This is a genomic window from Mucilaginibacter aquatilis (assembly GCF_009755275.1).
Lineage (GTDB): Bacteria > Bacteroidota > Bacteroidia > Sphingobacteriales > Sphingobacteriaceae > Mucilaginibacter > Mucilaginibacter aquatilis.
The window spans coordinates 390,204-409,198 of sequence record NZ_WQLA01000002.1; the positions used below are offsets into that span (position 1 = coordinate 390,204).

14 protein-coding genes and 1 tRNA gene are annotated in these 18,995 nt (G+C 41.3%); 9 read left to right on the plus strand and 6 right to left on the minus strand.

The window, feature by feature from the left end:
- Positions 1-23 precede the first annotated feature (23 nt).
- Positions 24-875: a hypothetical protein gene (locus GO816_RS06145; RefSeq protein WP_157540475.1), complete on the minus strand. Its 852-nt coding sequence runs from the start codon at positions 873-875 to the stop codon at positions 24-26.
- Positions 876-939: 64 nt separating this feature from the next.
- On the opposite strand from GO816_RS06145, the gene GO816_RS06150 reads away from it, so the two are divergent.
- The 3 genes from GO816_RS06150 to GO816_RS06160 all read left to right on the plus strand — a co-directional run bounded on the left by GO816_RS06150 (position 940) and on the right by GO816_RS06160 (position 6,652).
- Positions 940-1,506: a thiamine pyrophosphokinase gene (locus GO816_RS06150; protein WP_157540476.1), complete on the plus strand. Its 567-nt coding sequence runs from the start codon at positions 940-942 to the stop codon at positions 1,504-1,506.
- A 322-nt stretch (positions 1,507-1,828) separates the two neighbouring features.
- The gene (locus GO816_RS06155) at positions 1,829-4,939 is read left to right on the plus strand and encodes a SusC/RagA family TonB-linked outer membrane protein (protein WP_157540477.1); all 3,111 of its coding nucleotides are present in this window, start codon (positions 1,829-1,831) and stop codon (positions 4,937-4,939) included.
- Positions 4,940-5,008: 69 nt separating this feature from the next.
- On the plus strand, positions 5,009-6,652 hold the full coding sequence (locus GO816_RS06160) for a RagB/SusD family nutrient uptake outer membrane protein (RefSeq protein WP_157540478.1): 1,644 nt from the start codon (positions 5,009-5,011) through the stop codon (positions 6,650-6,652).
- 75 nt (positions 6,653-6,727) lie between these two features.
- Here GO816_RS06160 and GO816_RS06165 read toward each other — a convergent pair whose 3' ends face one another.
- Complete coding sequence (locus GO816_RS06165; protein WP_157540479.1) at positions 6,728-7,627, minus strand: S66 peptidase family protein; 900 nt, start codon at positions 7,625-7,627, stop codon at positions 6,728-6,730.
- Positions 7,628-7,666: 39 nt separating this feature from the next.
- Between GO816_RS06165 and metG the strand changes: the two genes are divergently transcribed.
- From metG to GO816_RS06185, 4 genes are all read left to right on the plus strand, one after another.
- Complete coding sequence (gene metG / locus GO816_RS06170) at positions 7,667-9,736, plus strand: methionine--tRNA ligase (protein WP_157540480.1); 2,070 nt, start codon at positions 7,667-7,669, stop codon at positions 9,734-9,736.
- An 82-nt stretch (positions 9,737-9,818) separates the two neighbouring features.
- Positions 9,819-10,667: a hypothetical protein gene (locus GO816_RS06175; RefSeq protein ID WP_157540481.1), complete on the plus strand. Its 849-nt coding sequence runs from the start codon at positions 9,819-9,821 to the stop codon at positions 10,665-10,667.
- Between the two features lie 72 nt (positions 10,668-10,739).
- Positions 10,740-10,811, plus strand: a tRNA-Arg gene (locus GO816_RS06180).
- 76 nt (positions 10,812-10,887) lie between these two features.
- On the plus strand, positions 10,888-11,817 hold the full coding sequence (locus GO816_RS06185) for a glycosyltransferase family protein (protein WP_157540482.1): 930 nt from the start codon (positions 10,888-10,890) through the stop codon (positions 11,815-11,817).
- A gap of 350 nt (positions 11,818-12,167) precedes the next feature.
- On the opposite strand, the gene GO816_RS06190 is transcribed toward GO816_RS06185, so the two are convergent.
- Positions 12,168-13,637 (minus strand): S41 family peptidase, encoded by a 1,470-nt coding sequence (locus GO816_RS06190; RefSeq protein ID WP_157540483.1) that lies wholly within the window; start codon positions 13,635-13,637, stop codon positions 12,168-12,170.
- A 261-nt stretch (positions 13,638-13,898) separates the two neighbouring features.
- On the opposite strand from GO816_RS06190, the gene GO816_RS06195 reads away from it, so the two are divergent.
- Both GO816_RS06195 and GO816_RS06200 read left to right on the plus strand, forming a co-directional pair.
- Positions 13,899-15,005 carry a glycoside hydrolase family 88/105 protein gene (locus GO816_RS06195; protein WP_157540484.1) on the plus strand — a complete coding sequence of 369 codons (1,107 nt, stop codon included), beginning with the start codon at positions 13,899-13,901 and terminating at the stop codon, positions 15,003-15,005.
- 73 nt (positions 15,006-15,078) lie between these two features.
- Positions 15,079-15,216, plus strand: a complete 138-nt coding sequence (locus GO816_RS06200; RefSeq protein WP_198171433.1) for a hypothetical protein — start codon at positions 15,079-15,081, stop codon at positions 15,214-15,216.
- A gap of 124 nt (positions 15,217-15,340) precedes the next feature.
- Here the strand turns inward: GO816_RS06200 and GO816_RS06205 are convergent, their stop codons facing one another.
- The 3 genes from GO816_RS06205 to GO816_RS06215 form a co-directional block, all read right to left on the minus strand.
- Positions 15,341-16,156, minus strand: coding sequence for a TerC family protein (locus GO816_RS06205; RefSeq protein WP_157540485.1), 816 nt, complete (start codon positions 16,154-16,156; stop codon positions 15,341-15,343).
- Positions 16,157-16,283: 127 nt separating this feature from the next.
- On the minus strand, positions 16,284-17,906 hold the full coding sequence (locus tag GO816_RS06210) for an ATP-dependent DNA ligase (protein WP_157540486.1): 1,623 nt from the start codon (positions 17,904-17,906) through the stop codon (positions 16,284-16,286).
- Positions 17,903-18,979, minus strand: coding sequence for a ligase-associated DNA damage response exonuclease (locus tag GO816_RS06215; protein ID WP_157540487.1), 1,077 nt, complete (start codon positions 18,977-18,979; stop codon positions 17,903-17,905). Before GO816_RS06215 ends, GO816_RS06210 begins: the two co-directional genes overlap by 4 nt.
- Positions 18,980-18,995 lie beyond the last annotated feature (16 nt).

An 18,995-nucleotide genomic window follows, 5' to 3' on the forward strand; every position in this document is an offset into this window, starting at 1 on the left:
TCAAAGGTACATGATTTGAGCCTTTATTTAATAAACAGCTTTTTTATCTTCTTAAACAAGTCTTCTTTGCGTGGTTTTGCTTTGCCGTCATGCGTAAGCTGCTGTTGATAATGCCTGAGTAGTTCATTAGCGTAAGTACGTTCGGCAGTAGTTCCCTCGTTTAACTCGTTAATGTATGGTAAGGTGTTAGCCTGAAGCATGCTGTTTGCCGATACCGTATGGTACTCACTGTAAGCAGCCTGCGGTAAATTGTTGTTAACAGCCGGTTGTCCGTTTTCGGCAAAGTAGTCAACCTGGTAAATCTCGGGGTTGAGTTTTTTAAGGCGTTTAGTGCCTTTGCGCTCGTTACGCCAAGGGTGTTCACCCTTGCGCATTTGTTCGGCCAGAAACTTTCCCTCCCAAAGTGTTACCTGGTGCGACATTAAATAGCCCGAAGCGCTGTTATCAAGCCGGGCAATTTGGAAGCCTTCAATAAATACATCAGTAGCATGGGTTTTATAAACATTTGAGCTGGTTAACTTAACCTGCTTCCAGTGGTTTTTATTAGCCAGTACAAACAGTTGGTTCATAAACTGAGCGCTTACGGCTTTGTTTAACCACATATCTTCCTGCATGTATATAACGTACTCCTCGTGCACCACGTTAGTTAATAAATAGTGCAGCCGGTCGGCCCATTCCCCTTTTCCTGATTTAATATTTGTGAAGCCCGGAACCGCAGCATCCAACTCTTCTGTTGCAAAATATAGCTTGCAATTAATGTTGAAGTCCCAGTACTTTTTAAAAAAATAGCCAAAACCTTCAAATAAAAACGAATAGCGGTCGCAAGTATGAACCACAAGGGCAACATTTAAGGGTTGGGTTTGCACACTATTCATTTTTATATTTTTGCATCAAAAATTTGCCTTGCAAACATAAGCTTTGGCCTTTAGTTAAAAAAGTATGTCATCACACCATATAGTTCGCGAAAAGCAGGAGCCCGCATTGCTTGTACTAGGTTTAAATAATTTTAACGATGATGAATTAGGGCAACTACTGGAGTGGAGCCCTACTGTTATTGCTGATGCAGACATAGCCGAACAATTAATTGCCTATGGTATAAAGGTAGATTATGTGGTGGCAAATAATGATTTCAGCTTGCAGGCAAATACGCGCTTAATTACAATGGGTAATGATAACGTTGTTGAAGCTGCGCTGAATTTTTTAGTGCAAAATGCTTACCCTGCCGTAAATATTGTTACCGACGATTTTGATGCAGAGCAATATCTCAAATTCGCATCACAAATTAATATCGTAATATTCCACAACCGAAAAAAGATTTACACTATTACATCGGGTTTTACCAAATGGAAGCCTGCCGGCGAAGAAATATCTTTATTAACTGATAGCGAAGTGCAGCTAACAGGACTTACTAAAGTAAACGGAAGCACATACCTAACTGCTGCAGATGGATTCTTCAATTTGAAGTTTGCTGAAGAGTTTGTTTTTATTTCTGAGAACATGTATTGAGGCTTTGAACCTTCTGGAACGACTTTATCATTCATTTGTGTTGAAATTTTCGTGAACTTCATATAATAACTTCGGTTTGGCTGTATTTTTGGTGTTTTGACATAGTTTTAGATGTATATTTCAGATGTATTTTATAATTAATATAAAAAATTAAGCAAATAGTAAATTTTAATTTGATGATTGGTGGATTATAGCTAAAATATTAGCCTAATTATTGAATAAATTATAGTGAAATGGTTTTGATAGTAAAAAATTGCTAATTATATTTTGATTTGTAAATTTTTTGTGATTACCTTACGGTCAACTATTAAACTATTAACTGATGAAAAAAATTCTACAAAGATTTTTGTGGGGTTTGCTGGTATTCGTAGGTTCCCAAGCCTATGCGCAAACCCGTACAGTAACCGGAACGGTAACAGCCAAAAGTGATGGCCTGCCTCTTCCAGGCGTAAGTGTCAGAGCTGAAGGCAACCAGGTGGGTACCCAAACCGGAAGCGATGGCAAATTCAGCCTTAAAGTTCCCGAAAATGCTACTTTAATATTTTCCTTTATCGGCTTTACTTCACAAAGCATTCCTATTGCAGGCAAAGGATCGGTTGATGTTGCGTTAGTACAAAGCTCAGGGCAACTAAATGAGGTAGTTGTTACCGGTGTCGGTGCTGCAACGTCTAAAAGGCAGGTGCCTATTGATGTAGCAACCCTTTCATCAAAAGACTTTCCCAAAAGTGCAACCACCAATGCAACTCAGGCACTACAGGGGCAAATTGCCGGTGCACAAATTGTTCAGCGCAGCGGTCAGCCGGGTGCCAGTCCGCTTATTCAATTACGCGGTTTTACCAACCTGGGTAGCACGTCACCTTTAATATTAATTGATGGTGTACAGGCCGATAATAACATTTTAACATCTATTGATCCCAATATTATTGATCGTATTGAGGTAGTTAAAGGCGCCGCCGGTGGTATGCTTTACGGTGCAGTAGGTGGTAACGGTGTTATACAGGTGTTTACTAAAAAAGGTGCTAAGAATGGAAGGTTTACCATTGACATATCATCAAGATACAGCAGAGATCAGGTTATCAAAAAGAATGAATTAGTAGCGTCAAACCACCATTGGGTTACCAACGCTGATGGTGCCATATTAGCATCGGGTGGTGCTGTTTTAGCTCCTAACGCCATAGGCGTTTGGCCTGATCCTGTTGCGCTGCCATACGCAACTGATAAAACGGTTCAAAATAACAAGCCTTTTTTATTACCAACTTATGATCATATTGACCAGGGTAACAGGGTTGCTACCACACTAAGTAATGCTTTAAACATACGTGGAGGTTCTGAAAAGGTTGATTATGCATTTGGCTTTTCAAACCTTAAACAACAAGACGTTTATAGTAACGATTTTAGCCGTACCAATATGAATATGAATATTGGCTTTAACCCGGTTGCTGGCTTAACGTTAAGAAGTAATACCCAGTTCTTTTATACGTACGAGAATTTATTGTCGAGCAACCGTTTTAACCTGGTAAACTCATTTCAGTGGATTGACTTTAACTACATTAACCCGGCAACAGGCATGCACGTAGTAAAGCCAAGTACGCTTATTGACGGCAACAACCCGCTTGCCGAGCGCGAGGCACGTACCCGCAATGCTAAAACACCTCGCTTGCTGCAAAACTTCAATATCAATTATAAGTTTCCAAAGTTTGTTGAGCTTGATGCCAAATATTCAATTGACCAAAGAAACGGTGATTACTATGACTACTACTACAATCAAAGCGGACGTCCTCAAACCGTATTTTTTGGCGGAAATATAAACGGTAGTATTACCAATGAGTTTGAGCAAACCAGGCTACAAACTGCAAATGCAAGCTTATTTTTCCGTACAGATTTTCAAAATGATTTTAAATCGAAGCTACCTATCAAAACCACAACCCAGGTAACTTACGAGGCACGTAAAACAAATTACCGCTATTATTACGCACAGGGAAGCATATTGCCGCCATTTCCTCCGGCTAATATTAACGTAGCTACAACCAAAACCTCGGGCGATGATTATAGCGAGACCTTGTTATACGGTATCCTGGTAAATCAAACTATAGACTACGGTAGCTTATTTGGCATATCGGCCGGTTTCCGTTCTGATTACTCTTCAGCCTTCGGCGGGCAGTCAAAACCATTCACCTTCCCTCGTGGTACGGTTTATATTAACCCATCTGAGTTCTTTTCTTCTAAATCACTAGTGCCTAACTGGAAATTACGTGCTGCGTATGGTGAAGCGGGTGTACAGCCCGGCGCTTATGACAGGCAGCCAACCCTTGTTGCCGGAGCGCTTGGAACAGAAGGTTCTGCGCTGTACAACAGGTCTACCTTGCCTAACCCAAATTTGAATGTTCAGGTAACTAAAGAATTAGAGTTTGGTACTGATGTAACTTTAACACCAATGAAGGACAGCCCGTGGTTGAGCAGCATCAGCTTAAGCGGCACTTACTGGAGACGCACATCTGACGATGTTATACAAAACGCACCTGCGGCAACATCAACGGGAGCATCGGGCGTTATTGACAACCTGGTTTCGTTAAAAAGTAATGGTGTTGACCTTACTTTAGATGCAACAGCATACCGCTCAGAAAACTTTACCTGGAACCTGGGTGTAAGGTGGGCTAATGCCAATACATACATCACCCAAATATCAAATAACTTACCTATCACCAATAGCTTTTTCACTATTGCACCAGGCGGAGATTTAGGTGAATTGTACATGCAAACCCCACTTACCAGCGTTGACCAGTTGAGGCCTGACGGCACCCGCTACATTCCTGCGGCTAATGTTGGTAACTATACTATTGTGAATGGTAACGTGGTTAACCTGGCTAATTACAATGTGGTATTAACAGCAACCGACGACCAAAAAGTAGTAGGTAACGTTAACCCCGATTTTACCAGCTCATTAATTAACCGCTTTACTGTGTATAAAAACCTGAGCGTAGGTTTACAATTTGACTGGATTAAGGGTGCAAGTATTTACAACTCAACCCGCCAATGGTTATACCGCGACCGTTTACATGCCGATTTTGATAAGCCGGTGAATATAAACGGTCAGGAGGGTGCGTTTGTAGCTTACTACAATAGCTTCTATAACACCAACTCAGCACTTTCGTACTTTGTAGAAGATGGTAGCTTCGTTCGTTTCAGAGACTTATCTATAAGTTACGATGTAACCAGTTTGGTAAAGCAAAAATGGCTGAGAAGCCTTGTGGTAACTTTAACCGGCCGCAACCTTGCTACCTGGACCAATTACAAAGGCCTGGATCCGGAGGCAACAAGCTCTCAAAACAATCAGGGCGGTGCTGTAAATGGGTTAGGCTCATTTAGAGGTGTTGACCGTTACGGCGCTCCAAACGTAAAGTCATATCAATTTAGTTTAAACATAGGATTTTAGTCATTGACGTGTTCATAGGTTCACCTAAACCAATGAATTGTTCTATCAACAGATAATAATCTCAGGAAAATGAAAAAAATTGTTGCACTTTTTGCTTTAGCTGCTGTAACCATAAGCAGTTGCAAAAAATCAGATCTACAACTTAATAACCCTAACTCGCCTACGCCTACAGAGGCATTAACGGCACAAAAGGGAATAGAAAACTTTGCGCTTGGTATGTGGAATAAGCTTTATGTAGGTAACAACCTGCTGGCGCATACTTTAGTAATGCATAGCATTATGGGCGACGAGCAGTTTTCATCAGTTGGAAACTTTGGCTGGCGCTATGTAAACCAAACAGATTATATAACCATACCAGCACCATACAACCGCAAAATCCGTAACCCGTTGGAGCTAAGTCAGCCTGCGCAGTTAAAGGCTTTAAATACCTTGCCTGCAACTAACGGCTCGGCAACCAACGCCATTGTTTACGAGTGGAACATGGCCTATTATGTTAACGGCCAAGCTAACTTGTTGCTGCAAACTTTAAATGCAGGTGTTGTTACCTTGCCTGCAACCGAAAAGGCGGTGTTAACTGCGTGGGCTTACTGGTGGAAGGGTTTTGCTTACTCAAGAATAGGCTCAATGTATGTATCAGGTGTTATTACCAACAGCACTGACGGATCAACCAGCCCGGTATATGTTGACCGTAATGCTATAATAAATGAAGCTAACAGTAACTTTGATAAAGCTGCCGCAGCATTAACGCCAATAGCTGCAAATGATGCAGTGTACGCTACAACCATGAATATAATTATTCCAACATTTAACCGCACTAACCCTATGGTTAGCCCGGCAATGTGGGTAAGAGGTATAAATACGTTGAAGGCCCGCAACCTGATGGCAAATAAAAAAGTTTCTCAAATGACGGCTGCTGATTGGACCACGGTAAAAACCCTGACCAGTGCTGGATTAATTGCCAGCGACAGGACGTTTGTTTTGGGAATGGACCCGGGAGGTGTAAATGATTTGACACCAAACTCACAACAACACCCTTACGGATGGAATTCTAATAAAAATAATCCGGGTTGGGTTTTCCCAAGCGAGCGCTGGATTCAGGACTTTAAAGCCGGCGATCAACGGTTTACCAAAGGTGTAACAGCCTTTGCAGCTAATGAGGTTGTTCAAAACCGTTCATCCCGTGGTTTGCAATACGGAACACGTTACTACTTAACTGCAATTGAAAATGGTGGCTATTGGTCAACTAACAACAGATCCGGGCAGGTTCAATTTGCAGGTTCTTATGAAGAAAATGCATTGATGTTGGCCGAAGCAAACATACGCACCGGTGATTTAAGCGGTGGTTTAGCGCTTATAGATCAGGTACGTACTGCAAACGGTGCTGGCTTACCAACTGTAGCGGGTGCTAATTTGAGCCAGGCGCAGGCACTGGAGGAATTAAGAAGCGAGCGCAGAATTGCTTTGACCTACAGAGGACTTGCGTTTTATGATGCTCGCCGATGGAATATTACCGCACCGGTAAGTGCTGGTGGTGGCCGCGCTAATGCTAATGTGGTTGTACCAAATAGTGTGATAGGTACAACGCCTGCTGCCGGCTGGACATTATTACCGTGTTTAATTGAGTATAACTATATGGACTATTGGGATGTGCCGGTTACAGAATTCAGCTATAATGTACCTGATCCAAGTTCGGCACCAATAGTAGCGAACTAAGAAGAATCTATAATTGTTCAGTTAATTCGTTTTCAAAACACAAGTCGGAAGTGCAAGATTTCCGACTTTTTTTGTTTAATCAAACCTGATTGAAACCTGCGTTAAATTCACTGCAAGGCTAACATCAGCCCCTAACTTTAACGCGTAATTGTCATTCACATGCCCTGCCGGAAAGTCAAAGCAAACAGGGTAGTCATATTCCTTTACAGCGGCTTGGATTATTTCAGCAGCAGTTTGCCCAAATGGGATATCATTGTCTTTCAAATCTGTAAACCCGCCTACTATTAAACCTGCCAGATTTTTGAGTTTATCTGCCCTCTTTAGTGTATACATCATGCGGTCAATGGAATATAGGTACTCGCCCACATCTTCGATGAATAATACCTTACCATCGTAATCATAGTCTGAAACTGAGCCGAGCACCGAAATAAGTATGGCCAAATTACCGCCTATAAGCTTGCCTTTGCCTTCACCAATGCGGTTAAGCGTATGCGCGCTTATATTGTAAGTTAACTCTTCACCAAAAAGTGCTTTTCTTAAGGTTTCAACTGATGTTGCTGTTGCATCAGGAATATTAATGGGCATTTGTCCGTGTAGGGTTGTCAAGCCCAGTTGACGAGATAAGTGAGCGTGCAGCACTGTGATGTCACTAAAGCCAATAATCCATTTTGGATGGGTTAACAATTTGCTGAAATCAACCATGTCAATGATGCGTACAGTTCCGTAGCCTCCGCGTGCTGCAAATATGGCTTTAATGCTGGTGTCGTTTATGTATTGTTGCAGGTCGGCAGCGCGTAAATCATCATCACCGGCAAATTGATTATAGCTTGCCGAAATGGTTTGGCCCAGCTCCACTTCCAGCCCCCATGATTTTAAAAGTTTTACGGCATCGTACATTGGCTTTGGTAGCTTTTTAGCCGGACAAATAATGGCTACACGGTCGCCTTTTTGCAGATATGGGGGAGTTATGCTCATAATGTTATCTTTGCAAAATAAAGAAAGAGAATTACAATTTTGGAAGCTCAAAAATATAAACGTTATACCATTACTGCGGCATTGCCGTATGCTAATGGTCCTAAACATATTGGTCACCTGGCAGGCGCTTACATTCCGGCCGATTTGTATGCCCGCTACCTGCGCCTTAAAAAGCGCGATGTGGTTTTTGTATGCGGATCAGATGAGCACGGTACCGCCATTGCCAACCAGGCCATGAAGGAAGGTACCACACCACGTGCTATTATTGACAAGTATCATGAGTTGATCAAATATTGCTTTGATAAGCTGAATATATCCTTTGATATCTATCATCGTACGAGTGAGCCCATTCATCATGAAACAGCTCAGGAGTTTTTTAAAGTGATGAATGATAACGGCGACTTTGAAGTTAAGGAGTCGGAGCAGTACTATGATGAGCAGGCAGGCGCTTTTTTAGCAGATCGCTATATTGTAGGAACTTGTCCGGTATGCGCTAATGAGAATGCCTACGGCGATCAGTGCGAAAAATGTGGGAGCTCGTTAAGTCCTGACGATTTAATTGATCCGCGTTCAACCTTAAGCGGTGATAAACCGGTTAAGCGTCCAACCAAACACTGGTATCTGCCCTTAAATAAATACGAAAGCTGGTTAAGCGAGTGGATATTGAAAGGCCATGCCAGCGATTGGAAAACCAACGTTTATGGCCAGTGTAAAAGCTGGATTGACGGAGGACTGCACCCACGTGCCGTAACACGCGATTTGGACTGGGGCATTAAAGTTCCGGTTGAAGGCGCCGACGGCAAAGTGCTTTACGTTTGGTTTGATGCGCCTATTGGCTACATATCGGCAACTAAACAATGGGCATTAGATAATAATAAAGACTGGAAGTTATACTGGCAGGATGATGAAACCAAGCTGGTGCACTTTATTGGCAAAGACAACATTGTTTTCCATTGTATTGTGTTTCCGGCTATGCTTAAGGCTCATGGAGAATACATATTGCCTGAAAATGTACCGGCCAATGAATTCATGAATCTTGAAGGTGATAAAATGTCTACCAGCCGTGGTTGGAGCATTGAAATGCATGACTATCTGGAAGATTTCCCTACCAAGGTTGATGAGTTGCGCTATTACCTTACTGCCATTGCTCCCGAAACTGCCGATAGCGAGTTTACCTGGAAAGATTACCAGGCCCGTGTTAATAATGAACTTGTTGCCATTTTAGGTAACTTGGTCAATCGGGTGATGATATTGATGCACAAATTCTTTGATGGTAAAATTGGAGATGCATCAGGCCAGATTACACTTAAAGACAACGCATTAAATACTGAATTAGGTAGGCTGTATGATGATTTAGAGCAAAGCTTTGAAAGCTATAAGTTCCGCCAGGCGCAGCAAACGGTTATGGAAATTGCCCGTTTAGGTAACCGTTACCTTACAGAGCAAGAGCCTTGGAAAACCATAAAAACCAACCCCGAAGGCGCACGCGAGGCCTTAAATAATTGTTTGGTGCTTATTGGTCATATTGCAGCATGCATACAACCTTTTTTACCGGGCACTGCTAGCAAGATATTAACCATGCTTAACTGGCCGGCAGACACTATTTACTTTAATGAGGAGATAGCATTCACAAGCGGCCACCAGTTGCAGGCAGCGTCACTTTTATTTGAGAAAATTGAGGATGAAGTTATTGAAAGGCAAGTGCAAAAGCTCATCAGCAAAAAGCAGTCGATAGAGCAACCTGCAGTTGAGCCGGTATCAGCACTGGTGCCTGCTAAGTCCAACATCAACTACGAGCAATTTGCTGCTATGGACATACGTACAGGCACCATATTAACTGCTGAAAAAGTTGCGAAAACCAAAAAGTTGTTAAAGCTTACCATTGATACAGGTTTGGATGAACGCACTGTAGTATCGGGTATTGCAGAATACTTTGAGCCGGAGGCCATCATTGGTCAAAAAGTTAGCATACTGGTAAACCTTGAACCAAGGGAAATAAAAGGTATTACATCGCAAGGCATGATTCTGATGGCAGAGAATGCCGAAGGTGTGTTGAGCTTTGTTTCGCCTGCAAGCGATGGCATGCACAACGGTTCGGTAGTGCGGTAAAAGATTGCGGATTAGTTAAACCTTGTACGATTGAATAAGTCATAGGTTTAACTAATCCGTAAACTTCAACCCAAGCTAACCAATGAAAAGTCTTATCCTTCCCGCCGTACTAGCTGTTTGTGTTATATTTTCTTCATGCAGCCGTTATCAAATTAATTTAATAAGCAGCACCAACACAACAAAAGAAGAAGATACAGGCATTTTTAACTTTGAAAATGACTCGGTTAAAATTTCCTATTCCTTTTATGGTCCCAATGCCCCTGTATCTATAAAAGTTTATAACAAGCTTGATAAGCCCATATATGTTGACTGGCAACGTTCTGCTTTAATCATCGGCGATAAAGCTATAAGCTATACTCCGGGTAAAATTGATATAAGCGGAACTATAGACGCGCGTACTGATAACTATAATTACGGCAATCGTGGATTAATATTTTCTAATCCTAGCTACACAACCGGACAAATTAATGCCGTTGCTAATTTGCCTAAAGATCTTAGCTTTTTACCTCCACATACACAAAGCACTAACACATCGCTAGTGTTAACAAAAGCGTTTTTAGATATTCCGCAGGAACAATTCACTCAGGAAGTACTGGATTATAAAGATAATTACCTTTACAAGCAAATAAGTATTAAGGCAGCCACGTTTGATAAGGCAAATACACCATTACTCTTCAAAAGCTATTTAACCCTGTATATGGTTAATGGTACTGAGGCACATCCGGTAGCTTATTCACAAGAGTTTTTTGTGTCAAAAACATATACTACCATCGATAATCCCAAAAATCTGTTGCTCTTCAAAAATGAGCGCGGCGATTATTTTTTTAATAAAAAGGCTACCAAATATCAAGGTGTTGTTGGTGGTATAACCGTAGGTGCAATTGCAGTTGCCGGGCTGGCTATTTACACATCCGGTAATTCGGGTAAGTAAACAAGCAGGTGCAATAATTTTGACGAAGTTTACAGGGAACCTGAAAAATTTTGCATATTTGCACAAATTCCAGCCCCTGTAGTTCAACGGATAGAATAGAAGTTTCCTAAACTTTAGATATGAGTTCGATTCTCGTCGGGGGTACAAAGAGACTTGAACAGTCGCTTTACTTTATCGGCTTGCACAGTCAAGCAAATTCATTTACCACTAAATACTCCAAGTGGCTATAAGCAAAATTGTTATAAGTTGTAACGCTAAGGATGTATACCTGACACGTATATGCATTGCCAGTATCAGGTTTTATTACGAGGACATAGCAATATATATTATAAAAGATCAGTTACGAGGAAACTTTGATACCTGCGAGCTGGAAAAAATCTTTGATGTAAAAGTTATAAATCTTGGAATATCAAAATTTGGCTGGGGAACAGCAAAACTTTACTTTCTTTTATCAAATTTCTTTCCGGGTGAACGCATAATGGTTCTTGATTCAGACATTGTTTTTGTAGGTAGAGTATTAGATTACATCAGTAGTAATTTAAAGAACGAAGAATTTGCCGTCAGCACTCATATTATTGATGATCCATATTCTAATTCGGTAAGAGACGCATATTATGATTTAGATTTTATCCTTACGAAAGACCCCAACTTTAAGTATCCGGGGTATGTTTTTAACACTGGACAAATGATAGTGACTACTAACAGTATAACTAAGGATGAGATAGCTGAATTTGTAGATCTTGAAAAGTTCCCCTATTGGAAATATCAGGACAAGATGCCTACGGTTGATCAGTCACTTCTTAACTATATACTTCCAAAAAAAGAGATGACTGGTGAACTCTCAATCTGTAAGCTAGACTTCATGATATGGGGTGGTAATAAAAACAATTCTTCAATTGATATCGATATTGATGATGTGAAAAGCGGAAATCTGCATCAGCTAATTCACTGGGCCGGGGGTAAAAAAAGTGGAGGTATCTCTGAAATGACTGGTTATCCGATCTTAAAATTCTTTGAAGATCAATATTATCATCAAGTAAAGTTTGGACAATTTAAAAGGAAATTTAGACTGTATACATTCTTAACTAGAGAGAGAATTAGCAATAGTGTACGTAACGTTAAAAAGATGGTAAAATCAGCGATCAAATAAGACGCTTGCTTGATGCTTATGTCTACAATTATACTAATCATAATATATGATTGGTGTGTAGGTAGGTTTTAAGAAATTTGATGATTTGAACGTATAGTATAAAGGTTTCCCAAACTTTAGATATGAGTTCTATTCTCGTCGAGAGTCCTAAAAACGCAGTTTTTATACATGAAAGCTGCGTTTTCAATCAAGAAATTAACGACAAGTTCTGATATAAATGGATTCATGTTACTTACACTATGCATGATATAATTGACCTTATAAATAGGTAATCAATAATCTAAAATTGACTTATCATCATTCGCAAAGCAATCGCTCTATAATAGTAGTTTAACCTTACTGTTAGAACCTTAGTTTTTCAGCCAGGCAACAGCTGCATCAAGTACTTTATCTGTCTGCTTGTCTTTATCAGCCTCAATCTTTACATCGGGCTGAATGTTCAATAGATAATTCTTTCCGTTTCTATCAGCGGCATAGCCAGTGGCTAAATATAAATAAGCTCCGGTTGATAACTTGATGCTTTGGTTAGTCGTCATATAGCCGGCTGAAGGCTCGCCAAATAGCTTAGTAATGGGTTTGCCTATTAAGCTTAGTGTGGCCATTTCGCCGCTGCTACCTGTGTTTGGCCCTATTAATACTGCAACTTTAGTATCTTGTTTACGTAAGGTATATGATCTTTTTGCAGCAACCTGTTTACGACCGCCAACATCGAAACGTCCTTTATAATACGTCCATTCATTTTTCGCACTAGCTTTGCTATCAGGATACACAAAGTAGCCCACCGTACCCTCGCCTATCAATGGTCCTAAGCCGGCAATCATTGGTGCCATATTGCCGCCACCGTTTTTGCGCATATCAACCACCCACCCTTTAATATCATGTTTGGTATCTATTTCTGTAATAATATCTTGTATGCGCGTGGCAAAGTTTACGCTTGCCGTATCATTGATTGATCCAAATCCTGGTATAATGATATAACCAATATCGCCTTTGAGCAGTTGGCCTTGCGGCTGCTGAACAACATTGTTGCGTGTGGCGTAACTTTGTGCACTGGTTTTAGTCTTGTAATTCGAATGTTTGTCACCTGCTAAGCGTAGCCTTGAAATTAAAAAGTCCAAAATAAGCGGGCTTTCTTTTATAGTAAGTCCGCTAGTAGTCAAATACGTAATACCTTGGTTAACAGCCTGCCAGTTTAATGAATCGGCATAAATGGCACGTTTCTTTATAAGGCTGGTAACTTCTTGTGAAAATTTGGTCAGTTCTTTAGATGGTTCACCAACTACATTTGGTAGTGCCTGCAAGGCAAAATCATCCAACCAAACCGTACCGTTTCCCATTAAATAGGCACCTACTGTTATTTTCTTTGCGTTAGCGTCTGCCAAAAAATTAAGAGTTAGTTGTTTCCAATCATTTGTACCACTTAGGCCCGCATCCTGCATCTGTGAGGTCCTAGTGCTGATTATTCTGTTTTTATTATCCCACACCTGGCAAAAAAGCTGAACACTACCGCTTACATCTTTTGTTTTAACATAACAGCTTAGCAAAATTTGCTTTAATTGATTTGCATCAATAGCGATGTTTTGCATAATTGACTGTCTGCCCTGTAAGCTTTCTATCCCACTAATTCTTAAAGATTTGCTGCCGGTGTTGTGTTCTTCAGAAGTTACCTTCACGCTGTAACTCTGCTCCAACTTAACGTCCCAAAACAGTGGCAGGTTATTCAACGTGTCAGAAACGGTCTCAAAGCTGGGGTTAGATAGTTGAGCGCAAGTCACAGAAATATTAAAGCAGAAAAATATAAAGGCAGCAAATTGCTTCATTTAGCAAAGTTAATATAAGTATGGTAACGTCGAACCTAGTGTACCAGCATCAGTCTTTTATAACATACGATGAGAGTTGTCCTGGATTTTAATTTTTAAGGCTGATACAAAACGACAATCAATTGATACAAATAATAAGAGCCGGTTGAGTTACTTTGGTTTAAATAACCAATTAGTTGATAAGATGAGTTGTGTTAAGAAATGGCGTGTGTCGTATCATGCTTACAGTCTCATTATATCAACGTTTAATTCACCTGCATCATGTTTATAAGAAACGCTGTTGTTCTACTTTTTTTATTATCAGCACAATTTGGGTTTAGCCAAACCAAAGAGTTAAAAAACTTTCCTAAAGGATACGAACCCGAAACGGTTGGCAAAAAGCTAGCTGAACGCTTTGTAGTGGGTAAGCATGCCCTTCATATGGGTAAATGGATTGGATACCCCGAAGTTTTTAACTGGATGGGTGCTTTGAAATTTGCAGCACTTACCAAAGATGATGTATTAATAAAAAAGCTGCAGGATAGATTTGAGCCGCTATTTACCACCGAAAAGCAGCTGCTACCCATCATGAATCATGTTGACGTGAATATGTTTGGCAGTTTACCATTTGAACTCTACAAAATTACCAAAGACAAGCGCTACCTCGAACTTGCGCTACCATATGCTGATACACAATGGTCGGTACCAGAAAGCGCATCGCCGCAGGAGAAAGCCTGGGCCGATAAAGGATATTCCTGGCAAACCCGCCTGTGGATTGACGATATGTACATGATTACCATTGTGCAAACACAAGCCTATAGACAAACAGGTGATAGGAAATACATTGACAGGGCCGCCAAACAGATGGTTTTATATCTTGATTCGTTGCAAAAACCTAATGGACTTTTCTATCATGCGCCTGACGTTCCATTTTACTGGGGACGGGGAAACGGCTGGATGGCCGCCGGTATGACAGAGCTTTTGCATGATTTGCCTAAAAACAGCCAATATCGTCCGCGAATTTTAAAGGGTTACCGTACCATGATGCAAAGCCTTAAAAACTACCAGGCAAAGTCGGGCATGTGGAACCAGCTAATTGATGAGCCTACCTTTTGGCCAGAAACATCGGGCACCGCAATGTTTGCATTTGCGATGATAACTGGAGTAAAACAAGGGTGGTTGAATGAAAAGGAGTATGGCCCGGTTGCACGTAAAGCCTGGCTGGCTATGGTACCTTATGTAAATGAAAGTGGCAATGTTAGTGAAGTGTGCGTTGGAACCAATAAGAAAAACGATAAGCAATACTATTATGACAGGCCAAGGCATACGGGAGATTATCATGGTCAGGCGCCATACCTATGGTGTACAGTTGCATTGCTAGAGAAATAAAGGAAGCGTTCAATTTAGTGCTGTAAAGATTTGTCGATACAGTTTGCAATCATTCTGTAAAACATAGAAAGAGTTGATAACCAAAAAAGAGCCTGATGAACCATACCCAATCCCGGTAGCACCAGAGCGGTCGGAAGAATTTGCACCAGGGCTCGATCCCGAATTGCAAAGCCTGGCTGATGCATTAAGCGATTTTAAGAGAAAGCAGTAAATAAGATGGAAAAGAAGGCTGGGCCAAATCCTTGTTTATCAAGAAATAAATTTAATAATGTCTATATTATCGACAAAGCCCGATGTGTAATTACGTCGGGCTTTGTCGTTAATTTCAGTAGAGTTTAACTCTTATCCAAAACATCATCTGCTTTTTCTGAAACTTCAGGTTCAACTAAATGCCTTTTAGGGAAATTAAACAGCAGCGAGCTAAGCACTGGTAATATGAAAATGGCAACAGTAAAGATGGATACGAACAAATCCATTTTCTCACCTTCAATAAACCTGGCAATTTCGCTTTCGGGTGCAAAATGTGTGTATACTGATGATGACAGTTTAATACCTAAAACGCCAATTACAATAAAAGCAATGGTTTCCAGGAAGGTGAATTTTTCCATTAATTTAACAAAGGCCTGTGCAACAAAGCGCATGGCCAGTATGCCTATAAATACACCTACGTAAATTAAAAACACATGATCGGTAAAGGCAACTGCTGCAAAAACGTTATCAATGGAAAAAGCAAGGTCCATTACCTCAACTAAGGCAACAGTAGCCCAAAAGTTACCAACAAGGCCCACAGTTGATTTATAAATCCAGCTCTCATTTTTGTTTACCGATTCATCTTCTTCGTCTTTACTGCTTGCCTTGCCTTTAAAGTAATCAAATGCAAGGTAAAGCAAGTATAAGCCACCCAAAGGTTTAAGCCACCAAATTTTTACCAGCCAGGCTGCTAAAAACAAGCATATACCCCTAAATACGTAAGCACCTATAATACCATAGCGCAAAGCTTTCTCGCGTTGCTCTTTGGGTAAATCAAGCACCATGGTTGCCAGTACTGCAGCGTTATCTACAGAAAGTAAACTTTCAATAACAATAAGGTTTAAAATAATGAGCAGGCCGGCTTGAATGTCATCGCCCAATAGAGTGTGTAGTATATCCATATGTGTGTTTAGTGGCTTAAAAGCGGCTTAAAAATATAAAATCTATATTACTATATGCTCAAGCAATTTTGATTTATGATGAATAAACAGGCTTTTAAGTTCAGTACACTTTCAAATAAATTCAAATTTATTCGTTTTCGTTAAGCAGGGCCTTGAGTGTTTCAATGGTATCTGCCTCTTCTTTAGGCTTATCATGCCGCCAACGCAATATACGTGGAAACCTCAGCGCAACTCCCGATTTATGCCGTGTTGACTTGTTAATTCCTTCAAAACCAATTTCAAATACCAGTTGTGGCTTAACGGTACGTACCGGGCCAAACTTTTCAAGTGTGTTACGTTTCACAAAGGCGTCAACCTTATTTATCTCCGCATCAGTTAACCCTGAGTATGCTTTAGCAAATGGGACAAGCTTATCGCCGTCCCAAACGGCAAACGTGTAATCGGTATATAGATCCGCCCGTCGCCCGTGCCCTTTTTGTGCATAAATCATTACAGCATCAACAGATAACGGGTCAATTTTCCATTTCCACCAATCGCCTCGCCTGCGCCCAACCTGGTAGTGTGCATCTTTGCGTTTGAGCATAATACCTTCGGCTATCATAGCGCGAGATTGCTCCCGTATTTCACTTAATTCCTGCCAGCTATTAAAATTAATAAGTGCCGATATATTGAAGACAGTTTGGACAGATGAAGCTGCTTGTAGTTGCTGAAGTAGCTGCCGGCGCTCTGTTTGCGTTTTGCTTCTGATATCCTCGCCGTTAAACTCAAGGCAATCATAAGCTATAAGCGCAACCGGACTATCCTCCAGTATCTTCTTGCTTAGTGTTTTGCGGCCAATACGTGTTTGTAAAACAGCAAATGGTAATGGCAAACCATTCCTGAAGGATAATATTTCACCATCGATAACGGTTCCGTCGGGTAATTCGTTTAAAAAAGGATGCAGCTCCGGAAATTTGTCTGTTGCCAGGTCTTCGCCGCGGCTCCATATAAAAATTTCTCCATTGCGTTTAATGAGTTGAGCTCTTATTCCATCCCATTTCCACTCGGCCTGCCACTCACTGGCATCACCGAGCAGGTCTTGCATAGCATCCGGTGTTTTTTGTTTTTCGGACGTTTCCTGTACCGGATACGCCAAAAAGAATGGGTAAGGGCGCGATACATCTTCCAAAGCGGTATCAGCATGTGAAAGTTCGGCAAACTGGTAGGTTTCGGCCGTCCAGTTACCCATAAGCCTATGGGTAAGCGTAGCTGCATCAAGTTCCGCAACATCGGCCAAGGCCTTTATTACCAAATTTTGCGAAACACCTACTCTAAAGCTTCCCATTAGTATTTTGTTAAACACAAATCGCTCCTGTGCGCTCAGTTCAGCCCATGATTGTAGCAGCCAGGAATGTTTCTCTTCTTCAGTTTTAGTTCCTAAAGAGTTAATGTCGGCAATCCATTCGGTGAGGGTTTTGCTGCTGGTATTATTATGATCTGGCAATAGCAATGCAACGGTTTCAGATAGATCCCCTACCACATGGTAGCTTTCTTCAAACAGCCAGGCAGGTATTCCTGATGCCTCAATAGCCCAAAGCCTGAACTGGGTAGAGTTTATTTGCCGTTTAGGCCTGCGGCCGGTAAATAATGCCAGCATGTGCATTTTATCGGTGTCTGGCACACAGGCAAAGTATTCTTTTAAAACCTTAACCTTTTCATTGGTTTTGTTAGTTTCATCTAACGAAGTGAAAAGTTGAGCAAATGACTTCATACCTCACCTCCTTCATTTGCCACGCTTTTTGCAGGCTCTTGTGAGTTATTGTCAGCTAATTTGGCTTCTGCGGTTGGTACTGGTGCATCATCTTCTTCGGTGCCATACAATGTATGTACCTCATGGGCATCAAAACCAATTTCGCTTAGGTATTTTGAAAAAGTGGCCGTAGACCCATGAGTTAAGTAGACAGATTCGCAGCGTGTAGCATCTATAGCACTTATCAGCCCTGTCCAGTCGGCGTGGTCTGATAGTACAAAGCCGCGGTCGGCAGCCCGGCGGCGTTTAGCCCCCCTTATAGTCATCCAGCCCGAGCAATACCCAAAGCTGTATGGAGCAAACTTACGCATCCATGGCGTACCTACTGATGACGGCGGGGCGATGATGATACCCTTCCTTACCTCGTCTTTTACCGATTCCTGGGTAATACGGTGCGTTGGGTTAAGCACAATTCCGTTCCGGCGTAAAGCCTCATTGGTGTTTTCAATAACGCCATGAGTATAAACATTGCCAATATCAAGGTTAAGATTTTGGAGTATGCGCTGCGCTTTACCTAACGAGTAGCCCACAATAACAGTAGCAAGGTTGTTTTGAACATTATTTTGCCACCATGAGTTTACTTCGGCAAATACTTCCGGCTGAGGCTTCCACTTGTAAACAGGCATACCAAAGGTACACTCAGAAATGAAGTGATGACATTGCACAGGTTCAAAAGGTGTGCATACGCCATCATCTTCTACCTTATAATCACCCGATACTACCCAAACTTCACCTTTATGCTCAATTTTTATCTGGGCCGAACCGATGACATGCCCGGCCGGAAATAAGGTGATTGCTACGCCGTTTTTAAATACGGTTTCTCCGTACTCAACTGTTTGCAGCGTAATATCGCCCAGGCGATATAAAAGCACCTCGCGCGACAGGTGATGTGCAAGGTAACGCTTATGCCCGGTGTAAGCATGGTCTGCGTGGGCGTGGGTAATTACAGCATCGTCTACAGGCAGCCACGGATCAACATAGAACTTTCCGGCAGCGCAGTAAATACCTTTATCTGTAAACTCAAGTAATGGCATAGCCTAAATACAACAC